The organism is Paenibacillus glucanolyticus (genome assembly GCF_037333485.1).
GTDB classification, from domain to species: Bacteria; Bacillota; Bacilli; order Paenibacillales; family Paenibacillaceae; genus Paenibacillus_AQ; species Paenibacillus_AQ glucanolyticus.
In genome coordinates this window covers 259,038-276,491 of record NZ_CP147845.1, presented here as the reverse complement: position 1 = coordinate 276,491, position 17,454 = coordinate 259,038, and the positions used below count along the sequence as shown (strand labels likewise).

Here is a 17,454-nt window from a genome sequence, read left to right as displayed (position 1 = left end):
TTCTTCACTCCGATCCATTCGAAAATTGAGATATCGCCGCTGCAATCTGCAGAGCTTCCTTCCCGGTACCGATCTTGTACCCGGAAGCCGTATAACGGATTTGATCCCGGCTATCCAGCACGAACAGATGAGGATAGCCAGCTTCGTGAGCCGCGGGCTTCGGAATGAAACCGGACAAGGAGGCATAACTGGAATCCCGCACAAAAACCGTGCGTACCGGCAGCCTCGGATAACCGGCAGGGTCGAAGGAAACGTTCCATTCCGTATCTCCGATCACCAGCACGATCGGCATTCCCAGCTGATCGAACGATTCAGCCAGCTCGCTCAGCTCGCGAATCAGATGTTTGGTCGGCTCCCGCTCCGGTTCAATCCAGGCAGCAATGGAACCCGCCGATTCCAGAAGATCCTCCAGTACGACCTCTGATCCATCCAGACGGGTCAGTACACTGCCTGTTGCCAGTTTGCCCAGCACGGGGATATCGACCACCGTCTCCCGATAAGTCAGCACAACCTCCGTGGTGTCCCCGGCACGCACGGTAAAGTAAAGGAAGCGCACGCTTACGGTTCCATCCTTCAGACGGATGCCTGTAGTCAAGCGATAGGCTCCCGGTTCAACCTCGTATGACTCATCGTAGACATCGGTGCTGCCATACGGATAAACCAGCGTTTTATACACGCCATCTTCCAGGCGGGCCAACGAGAAGTTCTCGGCATAGGATGCGGCCGGCGCATCCTGTGGAGCCTCGGAATCTCTGAGGAGCTGCAGCATTCCCCAACCGGAGCTCTCCTGAATGCGAGGCGAGCCGAGACTGAACACGGCATCTTCCCAGCCTCCGTCGACCAAGTACTGCGGCTTCTGCTCGCTCGGATGCAATCGGGCCGGAATGCCCAAGCTGCGGCATACAGCCACAAACAGAATATCAAGCGACTGCAGATCCCCCTTCATCAGACTGTAGGTCCCTGCCGGATTTCCTTTGCCCTTCAAGTTGGGAAGATCCTCATAATGCGTATAGCCCTGTTCCAGAAGGCGGGCAAGCTTCGAAGGCTCCTCCCTGAATGCCGCCGCCTCGCCCGCTGAATAGGCATTCTGAAACAAGCTTCGGTAAGGAACCACCATTTCATAGGAAACCCGCGGGCACAGGATGTACTTCGCGAACGTTTCCTCTGCCCATTGTCCGCGCTGCGAGAGTGCGCCAATCAGATGATCATCCAGCGTCTGCCGACAGGTATCGATCAAATCCTTCTCGTTCAGCGACTCCAGCAGCCGCAGCGGCCACTCGCCGTATTCACTGGAGCGCCCCTCCAGAAAAGCTGCGACTTCGCGGCTGTTGCCCCGTGCCTTCCGCAGAATATCCCACACCCGCTCCGGAGACAGTTCAGTCTTATGAGCCAGTGCGAAAGCCTCTTCCTCACTCGGGAATGTACGCTCATATTCGCTCCGGGTCTTAGCCCCTTCCTCAAGACGGCGATTGTGATCCCGGATCTTCTCCTCCGGTAACGCAATCGCCGCTTCCCCCTCTCCTTCCGGGGGAGGGACCATATCGAAATCCACAATCCCTGCCGGCTGCTCTGATGAGTCCAGCACAAGCTCAACACACTCGCCGTCCTGACCCTTGAAGAGGGTTTCATTCCACCGGCCGCCGCTGACCGCACGAATCAAGAGATCGCCATAACCTGTCTTGAAGGCAGCCTTCCCTTGCTGATCGGTCTTGATTTCGGCAATGGGATAAAATTCCGCCATATTGTACAGCTCAAAGCGGACACTTGCGCCGGATACGGGCGCTCCCTGCCGATCCTTCACGCTCACGTAAAGGGTGCGGGCCGGCGCATAGTTCTCCAGTAAATTAATCTCTGTAAATCCCTTTTCATAGAGGGTAATATCCTCCGGTCCGGGATAATCGGCAAAAATTCGTGTATTGATCAGCATCGCTCTGCGGGCTGGCGGACTGAACCAGCCTTGATTCAGGCGGGCTTCCGGTTCGCATGCCCCGATGTAATACCACTGGCCGTCCGCCCATGCCTCCACCCAGGCATGGTTGCTATCGCAATGGGCCCAGCGCGGCGTATAGACCTGACGCGCAGGTATGCCAATGCTTCGAAGAGCGGCCACCGCCAGTGTGGACTCCTCGCCGCAGCGCCCGCGCGCATTGCGGATCAAGGTCAGCGGCGATATCGTACGCAGATCGCTGCCGATGTAAGTTGCCTTCTCGTGGCACCAGTAATTGGTTTCGAGAATGGCGTCTGCCATGGATAACTTGGCTGTCCGTTCTGCCAATTCGTTGTAGAGAATACCGCGGTAATCCTCAATATTCTCCGTATTGACCCGGTAGGGAAGCACAAAATGCAGGAACAAGTGATCCGGCACGCGGTCTCCCCAAGGGACGCGCTTGCGGGTGTCCAGCGTTCTGCGCACATGGCTGAGGAACAACTCTCCGTCATAGTCGGCCAAATCGTTCACCGGCATGTAGGCAAACAAATATTTTAAGGCCCAAGTCTCTTCTTCCGTTAATTCCTGCCCAAAAATATGGAACAGCTTATCTTTGCGGCCTTCCGCAAACACGACCTTCTCTCGGAATTTTTGCTCGATCCGCTCGAGCATCTGCGAATCCATTGAGAACACCAAGGTTTGGCTGGTCATCCTCCGTTCACTCCCTCCATAACTTTCCGTCTTCCCGTACACAGATTAGGGCTGTTCCATCAGAGGAAGGCGCACTAATCTGGAACAGGCTGCGAGTCGTTTCAATGACAGGCTCGATGCTCCATGAATCCTCACCCATGAGCAGCTTCACATCCTGTGTAAATTCACCCTGGGCTTCATAATAATTACGTTCGCGGTAGTAGAGCCTGCGAAGCTCCCACTTGATCCTTTCGTCATCCGGAAGCGTAAACGACCGGGGCCCCTCGCCGTCCGCGAATACGACATATCCCCACAGCTCCGGATAATGCATATTGATAATGCCCATAGGCGACCAGACCCAGTTGTCCTCCGGATAAGGCTTCCCCGTCTCCGGGTTTAGCACCTTGCGGTACTCACCGTCCTGCACCTCAGCCTGCCATTCCACCCGCGAGAAGTTGACGCGCCAGAACTCTCCCGGAGCAGGCGGGCGCCCGCCTTCGGCACACTCCTTAAGACTGGTCCAGGGAATCGCCACTTCCAGACTCCATTTCCGGTTATCGGCGTCAGGACGGTTCAGCTCCCCGTCGATAGACACCGCCGTCTTGAGACCGCTGATATCCCAGCCGTTGACCGGAGGCCCGCCGTCCCGATACGGCTTCACCAGCAGCAGGTCCCACACCGTGTTCAGCGCATTGATCTCGAATTCATAATATTGGTGGGTGTCCCCGTCCGGATCGATGAAAATCTCAAAGTCATTATCGTAGAAAATAACGGAATCGCGCTCCGTCAAGGTAGCCCATATCTGATCTTCGATCAGCTCGGCAGCAAAGTAGAAATAGTTGTCATCCCACAGCATTTTTACCCGTGTCTGCTTCCCAGGCAAAGGACGAAGATCCCCTTCGATATCAACGAAGTCCTCAGTCCAATAGGCCGCAGCCCAGAATGCCTTATCCACGCGGCCGTCCAGCACCAGCGGCTGCCCCGCACGCTGGCATATATAATGCTTGGGAGCATACTCAATCCTCGGCTCCGGCACTCCACTTTGGTTCATGTCGCCCTCTCCGCTTCGTAAGGGAGACCCTTGCACCCCTCGGCGCTTGGCCCTCCCCGTATGATTAGTTATGAGTCACAACGGCTCCTGAGCCGCCGTACATCTCCAGCTCCTCCTCCAATTCCAGCTTCAGCACCGTCACCTGCTCATGCGTGTCTTCCGGGGTCATCCTGATCCAGGTCGTTCCCGGAATGTTGAACCAGGGCACGCCCCCGTGAATCTCATGAGCAAGCTCTTTCCCTGAATGCAGCACGGTAATCTTCCTGATCTTGTTGCAAAGCCCCTTGATGCACACTCTCTCTTTCGGATTGTCATACACAAACAGGTACAATGTCTTTCTGTCCTCGGATACGGTGCTGCCTCCCAGATAATAGCGGGACATGATGCCTTCTCCCGTTCCGAACACGGCCTCTTCATGGGTCCGAATCCATGCTCCCAGCCCAAGCAGAATATCCTCCTGCCTCTTATCGATGGTGCCGTCTTCGCGCGGACCGATATCCAGCAGCATATTGCCGCCCATTGAAATGCAGTCACAGAACATCCGAATGATCTGGTGTAACGATTTATATTTATGATCCGTTGGCACATAGCCCCAGGATGTGTTGATCGTGGTGCAGAATTCCCATGGCCCCTCCGGTCTCGTGATCGGTATGCCCTGCTCCGGCGTCTTATAATCGCCATAGCCTTGAAGACGGGAGTTGATGATAATGTCCGAGTTAAAGGATTGCAGGTAATGCTTGAACTCCGGCAGATTCCACTGTTCGGCGCTCCGTTCCCAGTCGCCGTCGAACCACAGCAGATCCACCTTTCCGTAATTCGTCAGAATCTCCCGCAGCTGGTTGTTGTTGAACTCCAGAAATTTCTTCCACTTCTCCTGATCCTGAACGCCGTCCACGGGACTTGAATGCGGGTTGACGCCGCTGAGATCCTCCGGCACCCTGCCTCCTTCGAACACATTCGGATAATCCGGATGCGACCAATCGATCAGGGAGAAATACATACCCAGGTAAATCCCCTTCTCCCTGATCGCTTCCGCATACTCCCGCACGATGTCCCGATTGGCCGGAGTCCGCTTCACCACATTGAGGTCACTGTACTGCGTATCCCACAGTGCAACACCGTCATGGTGCTTCGTTGTCAGCACGGCATATCGGGCACCGGATTTCTCAATCAAGTCCGCCCACTTCTCCGCATTGAATCTCGATGCCGTAAAGCCGTTCAGCTGCTTCATGTATTCTTCGTACGAAATCCGTCCATTGTAGAAGGACCACGATTCCGAAACCCCGTCCACGGCATAGATGCCGTAGTGAATGAATATCCCCAGCTTGGCGTCCTGGAACCATTTCTGCATATCTGTTCACACCTCTCCGAAGTCCTTGTATGTGAAAAATCCGTAATGCTGCTGTTCCCGCTCCTTAACGAAACCGCAATACATGCGCGATCGGCGCCAGACCCTGTCGCTCCTGTTCCGGAAGACGGACGGCAATGCCATTCTCCGTGCGGCGGTAATCCAATGCCTCCTGACCCCCTACCAGATCAATGCGGCCAAACGGCGACTGCAACGGAATATGCAGTTCCTCGGGAACCGACTCCTGCTCGCTGCGATACAGGTAGATGGCATAGGTGGTATCGCCATTTTGGGTAAACTGAACGGCACCGGAGGAGTACGGCTCGCAAATACGCGTTCCGTAAATCGCCTCCCCATAGACCTTTAGCCAGGCTCCCATACCCTTCATGCGTGAAATCGCCGTTTCGGACAGTCTTCCATCCGGCTGCGGGCCCACATTGAGCGCCAGATTACCGCCCTTGGCCACAATCTCGACTAGCAGATGGATGAGCTGACGCACCGATTTATAACGATCCTCATAGCGGAAGGAGAAGGAGGTTCCCATCGTGATGCAGCTCTCCCATGGCACATGAAGAGCGCGTTCAGGCAGCGTCTGCTCCGGCGTAATCAGATTCTCGTAAGGTCCGCCAACCGTACGGTCTGCCGAGAGGAGCCAAGGCTGAATTTTGCGCGCCTTGTCCACTGCCTCGCCTAATCGGATATTTTGATCCCGGTAGTCGTTCACCCAGCCTGCATCCAGCCACAGCACATCAATGCGGCCGTAACGGGTCATCAGCTCCATAATCTGCTCGTGCGTAAACTGGACAAACTGCTCCCACAGCCACGGGTATTCCTGCGGGTTATAGCTGGGGCCCCTGGACGTGAAGCTGCCTGCCTCCATCCCCGGCGCCCAGTAGTATGGCGTATGCCAGTCGGCCTTGGAGAAATATGCAGAGATGCCGAGTCCCTTCGCACGGAAGGCGTCGAACAGCTCCTTGGTGATATCGGCGTGTTTATGCGTATGGAACGGACAATCCGGACCCGTGACACGATAGTCGGTCGTATGCGTATCCCACATGCAGAATCCATCATGGTGCTTGGTGGTAAAGTTCAAATATTTGAAGCCGTTATCCGCGGCAAGATCAGCCCACAGCTCAGGCTGAAAGCGAAGCGGATTGAAGGTCTTGTTCAGGTCAAAATACTGCCGCTTGAGCTCCTCCGCATCGATATCCCAGTCGATGCCGTCACGCGACCAATCCGCATCCTTGTCGCTCAGCGCCCAAGATTCAACGAGACCCAGCTGGGAATACGGTCCCCAGTGCATCATCAGCCCAAGCTTCTGGTCCTTGAACCACTCCAGGCGTTCCAGAAGCAGCGGATCCTCCGGCTTCACCCACTTATCCTCACTGCTGAAATTGTGTACGCCCTGCTCTACTACCGCTTGCTCTTCTTCCTCTACCAGCTTATTCTCCGACATGGTGTACCTCCGATATCTGATTTGTGATTATGGCCTTAACAAGATGATGAGGGCTTGCCCGTTAAAAACAACAGCCAACCCCCGGCCTGGAGGGACCGGGATGAGTTGGCTTTTATTTTGGATCTATTTTCTTATTTTCCGGTGTTCCAGCGGTCGTATGCCCCTTGATACAGCTCGACGATACGGTCACTGCCCATCTTCTTGATCTGCGTTATATATTTATCCCAGTTCTCCATCGGTTCCTGACCGGTCACGAATTTCGCTTCCATCTGCTTGACATACGTATCCAGGTCAGACAATAGAGCGGTTGCTTCGCTTTGCTCTTCATTTGTCAAATAAACGTTAGGGAATGGAGCCTTTCCGATTGGCACCAGCTTCTCTTGGTTCTGCTGGTCAATCCACTCATCAAATTCGGTGCGAAGACCCTTCGCGACATCCGGATCGTTAATGCCCGGAGTCAAAATGCCGTAGTTCGGTGTGATTTTGCCGCGGTATTCCTCACGGTCTCCACCACCAGGGACAGGAAGCCACTCTTTCACCCGGTTTTCCTTGTCTTTGAATTTCCACAGCACGCCTTCAGGACCTTGATTGAACAGGGTCGCACCTTCATAGCTGTACAGATAATCGATCCAGCGCATCGTCGCCTCCGGGGACGGGTTGCTGCTGGTAATCGCAAAGGTGCCGCGGGCCGACATACCCGGGTGCTTGCCGTATACAGGAGAGTCTGCGATCTCACTCTTCACAGGTGTCATCAGCGGGTGATCCGTGCTAGGCTCGCCGCCGAGCGTAAAGTACGGATGGTAGTCATTGAAGAGCGCAAGCTTGTTGCTTTCGCCTTTTGCTTTTTTCTGATCGCCGGTTTGCGAGAAGGTCTCATGATCCAGCAGGTCTTCCTTCCACAAGCGGTTCATGAACGTCAGATAGCCTTTGTAGCCTTCTTCCTGGTAAGGATAATGCACTTTTCCGTCTTTATCGGCATAGATTCCTTCGTTGTACATTCCCCAGAAGCCGAAGAAAAACATTCGAAGATCATCGAGTTTTACGGAAGTAAGCGGAATTTCATCTGGTTGACCGTTGCCGTTAGGATCCTCTTCCTTCACACGCTTCAGATACGTATACAATTCCTCCGTAGTCTTAGGCTCTTCCACATTAAGCGCCTTCAGGAACTCGCCGTTATACCACATCGGACCTCTGTACCACACGGCGGCCGTATCGATGAACGGCAGCGCATACATATGTCCGTCAGGCGTCGTAAAGGATTTGCGGACATCCGGATGCTCGTCGAGAATCTTTTTGATATTCGGGGCATATCCTTCGTCAATGTATTTCTCCAGCGGGATCAGAATGCCCTGGCTGCCGTAAGTCACCTGCTCAGCCGGCTTGAGATCCGCAGCGTAGAACATATCTGGCAAATCGCCGCTTGCGAACACCAGATTCTTCTTCGTTTCAAAACTGTCGATTGGCGATAACTGATATTCCAGCTTGATACCCGACAATTTCTCCATCTCTTGAAGGACCGGCATTGTGTTCCAGTCGGCTACGCCCGCATCCTGGGACATAACCTTTAACGTCAGCGGTTTGTCAACGATCGGGAATCCCTCTTTTTTGACCCCTTCGGTACTGGCCGTACCGGAAGTCGAGGAACCTCCCTCTTCTTTGGGTGAACCACAGGCTGCAAGCAATGCTGCTGATAAGGTGAGGCAGAGTACAATCGATGAAGCCTTGCGAAGCTTTTTCATGACAACAACTCCCCTTTTTAGTGTGGATTATGGTTTAAGATCAGCCCTTGACGGAACCAATCATAACACCCTGCACAAAGTAACGCTGAAGGAACGGATAAATCGCAATGACCGGAACGGTCGCAACAATAATGACGGCATATTTGACCAGCGCAGCGATTTCCGCTTTGGTATTCATCGCCGTCGCTGAAGAGGCGTCAATGGCTCCGCCGCCCTGCGCTGCCATCTCCTGAAGCACCAGGATCTGGCGCAGGAAGAGCTGCAGCGGGTACTTCGCTGAATCATTCAGATAGATCATGGCGCTAAAGTAACTGTTCCAGTGTCCGACTCCGTAGAAGAGTGCCATGACAGCAATGATAGGCATGGAGAGCGGAAGCACAATTCGGATGAACAGCCGGAAGTTAGTACACCCGTCGATATGGGCCGCTTCCTGCAGCTCCTTCGGAATGGTGGACTGGAAGAACGTGCGGGATACGATAATATTCCAGATAGATGCGGCGCCTGGCAGAATGAGTGCCCACATGCTGTTCACCATGCCAAGATCCTTAACCAGCAGATAGCTCGGGACGAGCCCTCCGCCGAAGAACATCGTTACCAGGAACAACGCCATGAAGAAGCCCCGTCCTACGAAGTCCGAGCGGCTCAGCGCATACGCTGCCGGCAGGGTGACAATGAGGTTGACAATGGTGCCTACCACCGTATAAATAATCGTATTTTTATAACCGATCCAGATGTTGGCGTTCTCAAACACCCGGGCATAACCGTCAAACGTAATCCCTTTTGGAATAAGCCACATTTCGCCGGAGCTGACATACTTGGGATCACTGATTGAGGCGCTGACGATGTATAGCAGCGGGTACAGCACAATGACGAGCGCTATCGTCAGATAGATGTAGTTGCATACCAGGAACAATTTGTCGCTTCTGCTTTCCTTAACCGCGGATGACATGTGTTTTCCCCTCCTTCTACCACAGACTGTTTTCACTGGTGCGGCGTGCAATTTGGTTCACCGCGATCAGCAGAATCGCATTCACTACCGAGTTGAACAATCCGACAGCTGTGGAGAAACTGTACTGCGCATCAACCAGACCGGAACGGTAGACGAATGTCGAGATGACATCGGACGAGCCCATGTTCAGCGGATTTTGCAGCAGCAGGATTTTCTCGAAGCCGACGCCGAGAATGCTGCCCATGTTCAAAATTAACAAAATGGTGATCGTAGGAATAATGGCCGGGATGTTAATATGAAGAATCCGTTTGAACCGGCTTGCACCGTCCACCACAGCGGCTTCATGCAGCTGCGGGTCCACCCCCGACAGGGCAGCAAGGTATATAATGGTGCCCCACCCTGTACTCTGCCAGACACCGGACAGCACATACACGGTCTTGAACCATGCAGGATCTGTTAGAAATTGAGGCGCTTGAAATCCAAGGCCCTCCACCAGATTGACAATCATCCCTGACGATGGAGACAAGAAGGTAATAATCATACCGGACATGACCACAACGGAAATAAAATGCGGCGCATACGTTACGGTCTGCACGGTGCGCTTGAAGAAGGAATCCCTTACCTCATTGAAGGCCAAGGCCAGAATAATGGGCAGCGGAAAGCCTATAGCCAGCTCGTACAAGCTGATGCTGAGGGTATTCCACAGCAGATCCCAGAAATAATATGAATTGAAGAAGCGTACGAAATGATCGAATCCAACCCACGGACTGCCCGTAACCCCTAATGTAGGGATAAAGTTCTTAAATGCGATTTGTATGCCGTACATCGGCCCGTAATGGAAAATCACAAAGTACAAAAATGCTGGCGCGATAAACAGATACAACTCCCAGTTTCGAATCATCCTCCTCCATAACGTATTTTTCTTGCGATTCGGAATCGTGTTCACCGATAGGTCTGGCGACAAGGCGGACTTCCCATCTGGCTGCATCGGTTGCTCCCTCCTTTTCTAATGAAAATCCGGCCGTCTTTGCAGGAAAAGCGAATAACACTCCTGTTTACATGTAAGGAATGAGGCCACTGACCACACCTCGATATCGTGCGGCTCTGCTTCGCTTTGGAAAATTGTTAACGCTTACATCCCAAGTGTATGAACCGCGGGCTCATCCGTAAATATGTCGTTTTCAATTGTCACCTTAAGACCCGGAAAGTGCTGTCATCACGGGGTTTTGGGCTTTTGACCCCAACTTGCCATTGTCATTTCGGAGAAGTAAAACATGTAGAATTTGACCCTTTTCCCACCTGAAGTTGTCATTACAGCATCGTGCATGAGCTTGACAGATGCCAGATCTGAACGTAAGTTGGAAAAATAAACCGTAAAGACAAAACCCACATATTCTTCACGAAACGAGGTATTCACGTATGCAGACATCATCCTGGATTCTGGCCGGTTATGCAGGGCGCAAGGTCTTATCCCAGATCACTGCCGAGGATGCCCAGCGGCTCACTCATCTAAACGTTGCTTTCGCTCATATCCAAGAAGACAAGATTACGTATGCTGACACGGATACCGTTCACGAAATCCAGCGCCTGAAATCCATCAATCCCAAGCTCACGATCCTGTTATCCGTTGGCGGCTGGGGCTCAGACGGATTCTCGGAAGCTGCATCCACGGCAGCGGGAAGACAAAGCGTGTGCGAATCAGCGATAGCTCTGCTGCAGGAGTTTCCTTTTGACGGCATCGACCTGGACTGGGAATATCCCTGCTACTCAATAGCCGGAACGACTGCATCGCCTAACGACAAGGGGAACTTTACCGTGCTGCTGAAGGAGCTGCGGGAAGCGCTCGATCACTACGGACAGGGGAGGAATCATCGCTATCTGCTCACCATCGCTGCCGGAGCCGATCAGTATTATATTGAGGGTACCGAAATAAGCGACATCCACCCTTATCTTGACTTCATCCAGCTCATGACCTACGACATGCGCGGCGGGTTCCATACATTAACGGGCCATCATGCCAACCTCTATACCTCTACTGGCGATCTGTTTCGAATTAGTGCGGATGCTTCCGTACGCATGTTCACCCTAGCGGGCGTGCCGCGAGAGAAAATCGTGATCGGTGCCGCATTCTACTCCAGAAGATGGAAGGACGTGCCGGATGTAAACAACGGTTATCTCCAGATCGCTCCATCCTCGGGTGGCTATGGTCCGACTTACACCCAGCTCACGGCCGACTATTTCAATAACCCTCAGTTCAAGCGGTTCTGGGATGATGAAGCCAAAGCCCCTTATTTGTTCGATGGCAGCAGCTTCATTACATACGATGATCCGGAATCGTTAACCCATAAATGCAAATACATTCAGGATCAGGGGCTGGCGGGTATCATGTTCTGGGAATATAGCTGCGATACAACACACAGTCTGCTGGATGCCATGTACAGAGCATTTCATTCCTAAACGAAATCAAGGCTTGCCTGCTTTGCAGCTATCTCGCTCCCTTCCTCATGTATGGTTGGTGCCCATCGTTCTTCCGGTCTGCTTCGTTCATGTTTATATGTGCGAAGCAGACCTTTCTCTGTTTGCGCAAGAAGAAATCCCGATAGAATATGTGTTATATTATCTATCATTCAGCTATCATTCCTTCAAGCATCGTTATGACTTGGTTTTATTCTATGAGTTCCTTCCCTGCTCCGTAAATATGTCGTTTTTAACTTGGAGTATAGGCCATATAGACACTGATAAACACTGGGAAAAACCAGGAATATATGTTGATTTTGCACCTGACATGAGATTGTGCAGCCATGGACAATATCGGAATAAAGGCAGAAAAAAAAGCCGCCCCGTGAAACGGAGCAGCTTTTTTACCAGATGCGAATATCGAATTAAATCCCGACTTATGATATGTACATGTTATGAAACATGACTTATCTAGCTGGATCTCTATCATCATTCGTAACATCACCGAAAAAGCGGATCGAGTATAATGCACACAGACCCACAATCGTATAGATGATACGGGAGCCTGCAGAACTCTGCCCACCGAACAATGCAGCTACCAAATCGTATTGAAACAGGCCTACAAGCAGCCAGTTAATGCCCCCAACGATCAATAACAGCAAAGCAATGGTATTAAATGTTTTCATCGTTTAACCCTCCTTACGCCCGATTTTCATATCAATTCATCATGAATAGCTTATCTATGGATTTTAGTATTTATTTTTGACCATTTATCTCATTTGTAATCATGTCCTAACAAAAAAACATCCCTTGTCAGTGATGTCCATTCTCTTCGATCATTTCACGCATATTCACACTTCCTTCGGAAATCCGCGCCGCTGATGCAGCAGCTCCAGAAATACCTCAACCGCCTTTGTATGATAGGGTGTCTTCTGCGTAATCCACGAGAACTGCCGCGCTACCGGCTTACCGTTGGGTGCCAGCATATGCAGGGTTCCGAGCTGAACCTCTTTGCGCACTACCCATCGCGACAGCAGGGTAACGCCGAGACCTGCCTCTACGGATTCCTTGATCAACTGCGTACTTCCGAACTCCACGATATGTTCAGGGTGAACACCATACCGGGTAAACATCCGCTCCGTGGCCTCCCGCGTGCCTGATCCGGCCTCTCTTACAATCCAGGTCTCATTGGCAAGCTCGGAAAGCGCCAGCTCCTGCAGATGATCATACCGCCCGTCGCGGGGAACCATCACCACCATTTCATCCTCTGCAAAAGCCTCGATATGCAGCTTCTCATCATGATAATCCCCTTCAACGATACCGATATCCGCTTCATGGCGCAGAATCATCTCCGCCACCTCGGTCGTATTCCCGATCGTGATCGTAGGGCGAATTAGCGGATAATGCTCTCTCATATATGCGATCAAATGCGGCAGCATATACTCCCCGAAGGTGTAGCTGGAGCCAATGGAGAGGTTCCCGCCAGCACGGTGCATCAAATCATCCACAAGTGAATTCATGCGCGTGTACAGGCCCAGAATCTCCTTCGCGTGATGGTATACAATTTCTCCGGCTTTATTGAGGCGGACGTATTTATTGGTTCTGTCCAGCAGCTTGGTGCCAACAGACCGCTCCAATGCCTGGACATACTGGCTTACCGCAGGTTGTGTCATGAGCAGTTCTTCGGCTGCACGGGTGAAGTTCCCCTTCTCCACGACCGTTACAAATACCTCTAGTGCTTGATCCATCTTGGACCTCCTTCGCTTCTCCAGCGTCCCTCATCAATATGAGATGATATTACCATAACTGATTACTTATGATGACTATTATAATGATTTATTTTTCTTATCCAGCCGAATGGGATACGATGGGTTCAGACCAACCGAACGAATCGGAGGTTAGACCTTATGACTGAACCAGCCTATTCCAAATCACAAGCAACCGTCCATCGCCTGGTTCGTTGGACACATGATACACTGCCTGCCGCCGCAGGCGGCATTGCCTTCACCTTTGTCATTGCCCTCATGGGCTACGCACTAGCAAGCATCCCGGGTCTTGGCTACCTCGGCCAGCTTGCCTGGGCGATTCTGATCGCCGCCTTATACCGGCAGCTGCGCGGCTACCCGGAGCGGCTGCGCATCGGCATTCAATTCACAGCCAAGCGGCTGCTGCGTCTGGCCATCATTCTGTATGGCCTGAAGCTGAATATCGGCATCGTGTTCCAGCAAGGCCTGGGCCTGATGCTGAAGGATGTGATCAGCGTTGTTGTAGCCATTGGGCTGACGCTGCTAATTGCCAAATGGCTTAAAGCCGACATGTCCCTGTCCCTTCTGCTCGGCATTGGAACCGGTGTCTGCGGCGCGGCTGCCATTGCCGCCGTGTCCCCCATTGTGAAGGCCAAGGAGAAGGACACGGCGCTTGGAGCGGGCCTTATCGCCTTTCTTGGAACCATTGTTGCCATTGGCTACACCCTCGTTCAGCCGCTGCTTCCTCTGACGGACACCCAGTATGGTGTGTGGTCGGGAGTAAGTCTGCATGAGATTGCCCATGTAGCCCTCGCAGCCGCTCCGGCGGGTGAGGACGCGCTGGCCATTAGCTTGCTTGCCAAGCTGGGACGGGTATTTCTGCTCGTACCGCTCAGTGTCGTGCTCATGCTCTGGATGAAACGTACCGGGCGCATCGAGAGCCACACGAAGATGGAGTTCCCCTGGTTCCTGCTAGGCTTCATTGCAGCGAGTATACTGGGAAGCTGGGAATGGACCGGACAACCGATCATTCCTCTGCCGATCAAGGATACGATTTCTCAGGCAGCTTCCTTCCTTCTTGCCATGGCGATGGTGGGACTTGGCCTGAATGTCCACTTGAAGGATCTGCGCAGCGCATGGCGGCCGCTGCTGGCCATGTCCATCACCACTGCGCTGCTGATCCTGCTTACCTATGCTATGGCTTGAGTGAGCGGGATCGGCAGCCATTGTGTACGAACCAAAAACCATCCTCACGCATATTCATGCGCAGGGGATGGTTTTTTTTGCACAGATGAACCAAGCGGAAGAGGTGTGTGGATGCTGAATTGAGGGAACTATTGGAATAAGAGAGCTGCAACCTTATATTTGAAGAAAATGCCTCCGGTGTCATGTCCGTTTCTTGCTCTTCTGTCGATGAAGAACCCCCGTCTTTTTCCTTCCATTTTAGGGTAAAACTAAAGCAATTGGACCCACTCATCGGGCACAAAGGTTTAGCTCCCCTGCTTTCTTGGGTATTTGAGATTTAGCACGCAGTATTTATACAGAGCTATCATTGTAGAGGAGATGGAAGTATGCAACGAAATCATACGATTATGCAATTCTTCGAATGGCATGTTGCAGCCGATGGCTCGCACTGGAACCGACTCAAAAGCGCAGCACCGGAGCTGAGTAAGGCAGGAATCGATGCGGTTTGGATTCCCCCCGTGACCAAAGCATCCTCCGCCGAGGATAACGGGTATGGGGTGTATGACCTGTACGATCTGGGGGAGTTTGACCAGAAGGGAACGGTTCGCACCAAATACGGGACCAAGCAGGAACTAACCGATGCCATTGCAGCTTGCCACAAGCACGGGATTGCCGTCTATGTGGATCTGGTGATGAACCATAAGGCGGGTGCTGATGAAACCGAGCGGTTTCAGGTTATTCAGGTTGATGAGATGGATCGGACGAAGGATATATCCAAGCCGTTCGAGATCGAGGGCTGGACCAAATTCACCTTCCCTGGCCGCGGTGATCAGTATTCCTCGTTCCAATGGAATTTCAATCACTTTAATGGAACCGACTATGATGATAAGAGCAAGCGCTCCGGCATATTCCGAATTGTGGGCGAGAATAAATCTTGGAGCGACAAGGTGGACAATGAATTCGGGAATTACGACTACTTGATGTTTGCCAACATAGATTACGGTCATCCGGACGTACGCAAGGAAATGACCGCCTGGGGCCAGTGGCTCGTGGATACATTGCAATGCAGCGGGTTCCGGCTTGATGCCATCAAACACATCAACCATGATTTCATTAAAGAATTTGCCGCAGCCATGAAGAAAAAACGTGGAGAGGATTTTTACATCGTGGGCGAGTTCTGGAATCCCGAGCTTGAGGACTGCCGGCATTTCCTGGATACGGTGGATTACAAAATCGATCTGTTTGATGTTTCCCTCCACTACAAACTCCAAGCTGCTTCCAAAGCCGGCCGTTCCTTCGATCTGCGAAAGATCTTCGACGATACACTCGTCGCATCGCACCCCATGAATGCCGTTACGTTTGTGGACAACCATGATTCACAGCCGCAGGAATCATTGGAATCGTGGGTGGAGGACTGGTTTAAACAGAGCGCTTATGCGCTGATTCTGCTGCGCAAGGACGGTTATCCTTCCGTCTTCTACGGAGATTATTACGGGATCGGCGGCGAGAAGCCCATTCCCGGGAAGAGAGAGGCCATTGACCCGCTGCTGTATGCCAGGGTGAACCGGGCGTATGGCGAGCAGGATGATTATTTTGACCATCCGAACACGATTGGCTGGGTCCGCCGGGGGATCGAGGAAATCGAGCATTCCGGCTGTGCCGTGGTGATCGCCAACGGGGATGCCGGGGAGAAGAGAATGTTTGTTGGTGAGCATCGCGCCGGAGAGATATGGGTGGATCTGACTCGCACCCGGAAGGACCGGATCACGATCGGTGAGGACGGGTTCGCTCTGTTTCCGGTTAACGGCGGGAGTGTGTCCGTCTGGGCTCACCCGGAGCTTCCCGTAGAAGCTTAAACAGCGGACACATTATACAGGAGACTATAAAAACCGGAAGAATGGCTCTCCGCCAGGTATGCCTCCACATGGGAAGCGCCTTGCGATAGCCTTCATTCTTCCGGTTTTTTTGACGTTAACGGCCGGGCTCTAATCAGCCCTTAACCTGAAAACGACGGCGCAAGCCTTCGCCTAACAGGTTGAACGTTATGATCAGCAGCATCATGGCAAATGCCGGATACACAACGAATTGGAACTTTCCTAACCAGATGTCCGCTCGATTCTTGGACAGAATCGTCGCCCAGTTGTACCCGGTCTCCACGAATTCCATGACATAATAGTTGACTTCCTTCCACTCGTGACCAAGAAAGATGTTCACAATCGCAAGCTGACCGAGGAGGAGCATCACCTTCCCCATATCCAAACAGAAGTTGACGATAACTTCGGGGAACATGACCGGGATATAGTAATTCTTCGTCAACGTCCTCGTGCGAAGACCTAACGCGGTTCCGGCTTCCATGTAAGGCTCGCTTGCCATCTTGTGGGCCTGCTGCTGAATCGTGATGGCCACCCGCCCGGCTTCAACGCTGGCCAGAATCAGTATGGCCCAGCCCATCCGCTGCTGGGAGAAGAGAAAGAACGGAAGCGCAAGCAGCAGCGCGGATGCGAAGACCGGCGGCAAATAGGAACACATCTGGTTCCAGAAGGTAATAAACTGGTGGGTGAAGCCCTTTTTCTTACGAGCGATCAGTCCCAGGGGCACCCCGATCGCATATCGGGCAGCCGTAATCGCGAGCACCAGCAGAATCGTATCCTTGGCGGTCACAACCAGTTTGCTCAAGTTATCGACCCCCCTCTTATCCGATCCAAGCCAGTTCTTCGAAGAAGGTTTATAAGGCGGAAGGGTCAGCTTCTGCTTGCCGTCCTTCATGACCCATCTGGAGGGTTCATTCTTCAAATCCTTATCAATGAAGGGCATGTACGGCCCCGCCAGCATAACAAAGACAAAGAAAGCAAGCAGAATGCCGCCAATCCATAAAGGGAAATTCTTCAAGATAACTCACCTCGTTTC

The 17,454-nt window shown here is 52.5% G+C and carries 13 protein-coding genes; 3 read left to right on the top strand and 10 right to left on the bottom strand.

Going from position 1 to position 17,454, the window contains the following annotated elements; genetic code table 11:
• Window positions 1-4 precede the first annotated feature (4 nt).
• The 7 genes from WDY75_RS01245 to WDY75_RS01215 all read right to left on the bottom strand — a co-directional run bounded on the left by WDY75_RS01245 (window position 5) and on the right by WDY75_RS01215 (window position 10,148).
• The gene (locus tag WDY75_RS01245; RefSeq protein ID WP_063478077.1) at window positions 5-2,638 is read right to left on the bottom strand and encodes a transglutaminase domain-containing protein; all 2,634 of its coding nucleotides are present in this window, start codon (window positions 2,636-2,638) and stop codon (window positions 5-7) included.
• 7 nt (window positions 2,639-2,645) lie between these two features.
• The gene (locus WDY75_RS01240) at window positions 2,646-3,668 is read right to left on the bottom strand and encodes a carbohydrate-binding family 9-like protein (protein ID WP_063478078.1); all 1,023 of its coding nucleotides are present in this window, start codon (window positions 3,666-3,668) and stop codon (window positions 2,646-2,648) included.
• Window positions 3,669-3,732: 64 nt separating this feature from the next.
• Complete coding sequence (locus WDY75_RS01235) at window positions 3,733-5,019, bottom strand: alpha-L-fucosidase (protein WP_063478079.1); 1,287 nt, start codon at window positions 5,017-5,019, stop codon at window positions 3,733-3,735.
• Window positions 5,020-5,083: 64 nt separating this feature from the next.
• Entirely contained in the window at window positions 5,084-6,472 is a 1,389-nt protein-coding gene (locus tag WDY75_RS01230; RefSeq protein ID WP_063478080.1) for an alpha-L-fucosidase, read from the bottom strand.
• 131 nt (window positions 6,473-6,603) lie between these two features.
• Entirely contained in the window at window positions 6,604-8,211 is a 1,608-nt protein-coding gene (locus WDY75_RS01225; protein WP_006207074.1) for an extracellular solute-binding protein, read from the bottom strand.
• A gap of 40 nt (window positions 8,212-8,251) precedes the next feature.
• Window positions 8,252-9,160, bottom strand: a complete 909-nt coding sequence (locus tag WDY75_RS01220) for a carbohydrate ABC transporter permease (RefSeq protein WP_006207075.1) — start codon at window positions 9,158-9,160, stop codon at window positions 8,252-8,254.
• 16 nt (window positions 9,161-9,176) lie between these two features.
• On the bottom strand, window positions 9,177-10,148 hold the full coding sequence (locus tag WDY75_RS01215; RefSeq protein ID WP_006207076.1) for an ABC transporter permease: 972 nt from the start codon (window positions 10,146-10,148) through the stop codon (window positions 9,177-9,179).
• A 431-nt stretch (window positions 10,149-10,579) separates the two neighbouring features.
• Between WDY75_RS01215 and WDY75_RS01210 the strand changes: the two genes are divergently transcribed.
• Entirely contained in the window at window positions 10,580-11,617 is a 1,038-nt protein-coding gene (locus WDY75_RS01210) for a glycoside hydrolase family 18 protein (protein WP_006207078.1), read from the top strand.
• A gap of 467 nt (window positions 11,618-12,084) precedes the next feature.
• Here WDY75_RS01210 and WDY75_RS01205 read toward each other — a convergent pair whose 3' ends face one another.
• Both WDY75_RS01205 and WDY75_RS01200 read right to left on the bottom strand, forming a co-directional pair.
• Window positions 12,085-12,303, bottom strand: a complete 219-nt coding sequence (locus WDY75_RS01205; RefSeq protein WP_036640179.1) for a DUF378 domain-containing protein — start codon at window positions 12,301-12,303, stop codon at window positions 12,085-12,087.
• Between the two features lie 165 nt (window positions 12,304-12,468).
• Window positions 12,469-13,365 carry a LysR family transcriptional regulator gene (locus WDY75_RS01200; RefSeq protein ID WP_063478082.1) on the bottom strand — a complete coding sequence of 299 codons (897 nt, stop codon included), beginning with the start codon at window positions 13,363-13,365 and terminating at the stop codon, window positions 12,469-12,471.
• A 159-nt stretch (window positions 13,366-13,524) separates the two neighbouring features.
• Between WDY75_RS01200 and WDY75_RS01195 the strand changes: the two genes are divergently transcribed.
• Together WDY75_RS01195 and WDY75_RS01190 are read left to right on the top strand one after the other, a co-directional pair.
• Window positions 13,525-14,568: a YeiH family protein gene (locus WDY75_RS01195; RefSeq protein WP_063478083.1), complete on the top strand. Its 1,044-nt coding sequence runs from the start codon at window positions 13,525-13,527 to the stop codon at window positions 14,566-14,568.
• A gap of 365 nt (window positions 14,569-14,933) precedes the next feature.
• Window positions 14,934-16,403: an alpha-amylase gene (locus tag WDY75_RS01190; protein WP_063478084.1), complete on the top strand. Its 1,470-nt coding sequence runs from the start codon at window positions 14,934-14,936 to the stop codon at window positions 16,401-16,403.
• Between the two features lie 133 nt (window positions 16,404-16,536).
• Here WDY75_RS01190 and WDY75_RS01185 read toward each other — a convergent pair whose 3' ends face one another.
• Window positions 16,537-17,436 (bottom strand): ABC transporter permease subunit, encoded by a 900-nt coding sequence (locus WDY75_RS01185; protein WP_006207081.1) that lies wholly within the window; start codon window positions 17,434-17,436, stop codon window positions 16,537-16,539.
• Window positions 17,437-17,454: the final 18 nt, after the last annotated feature.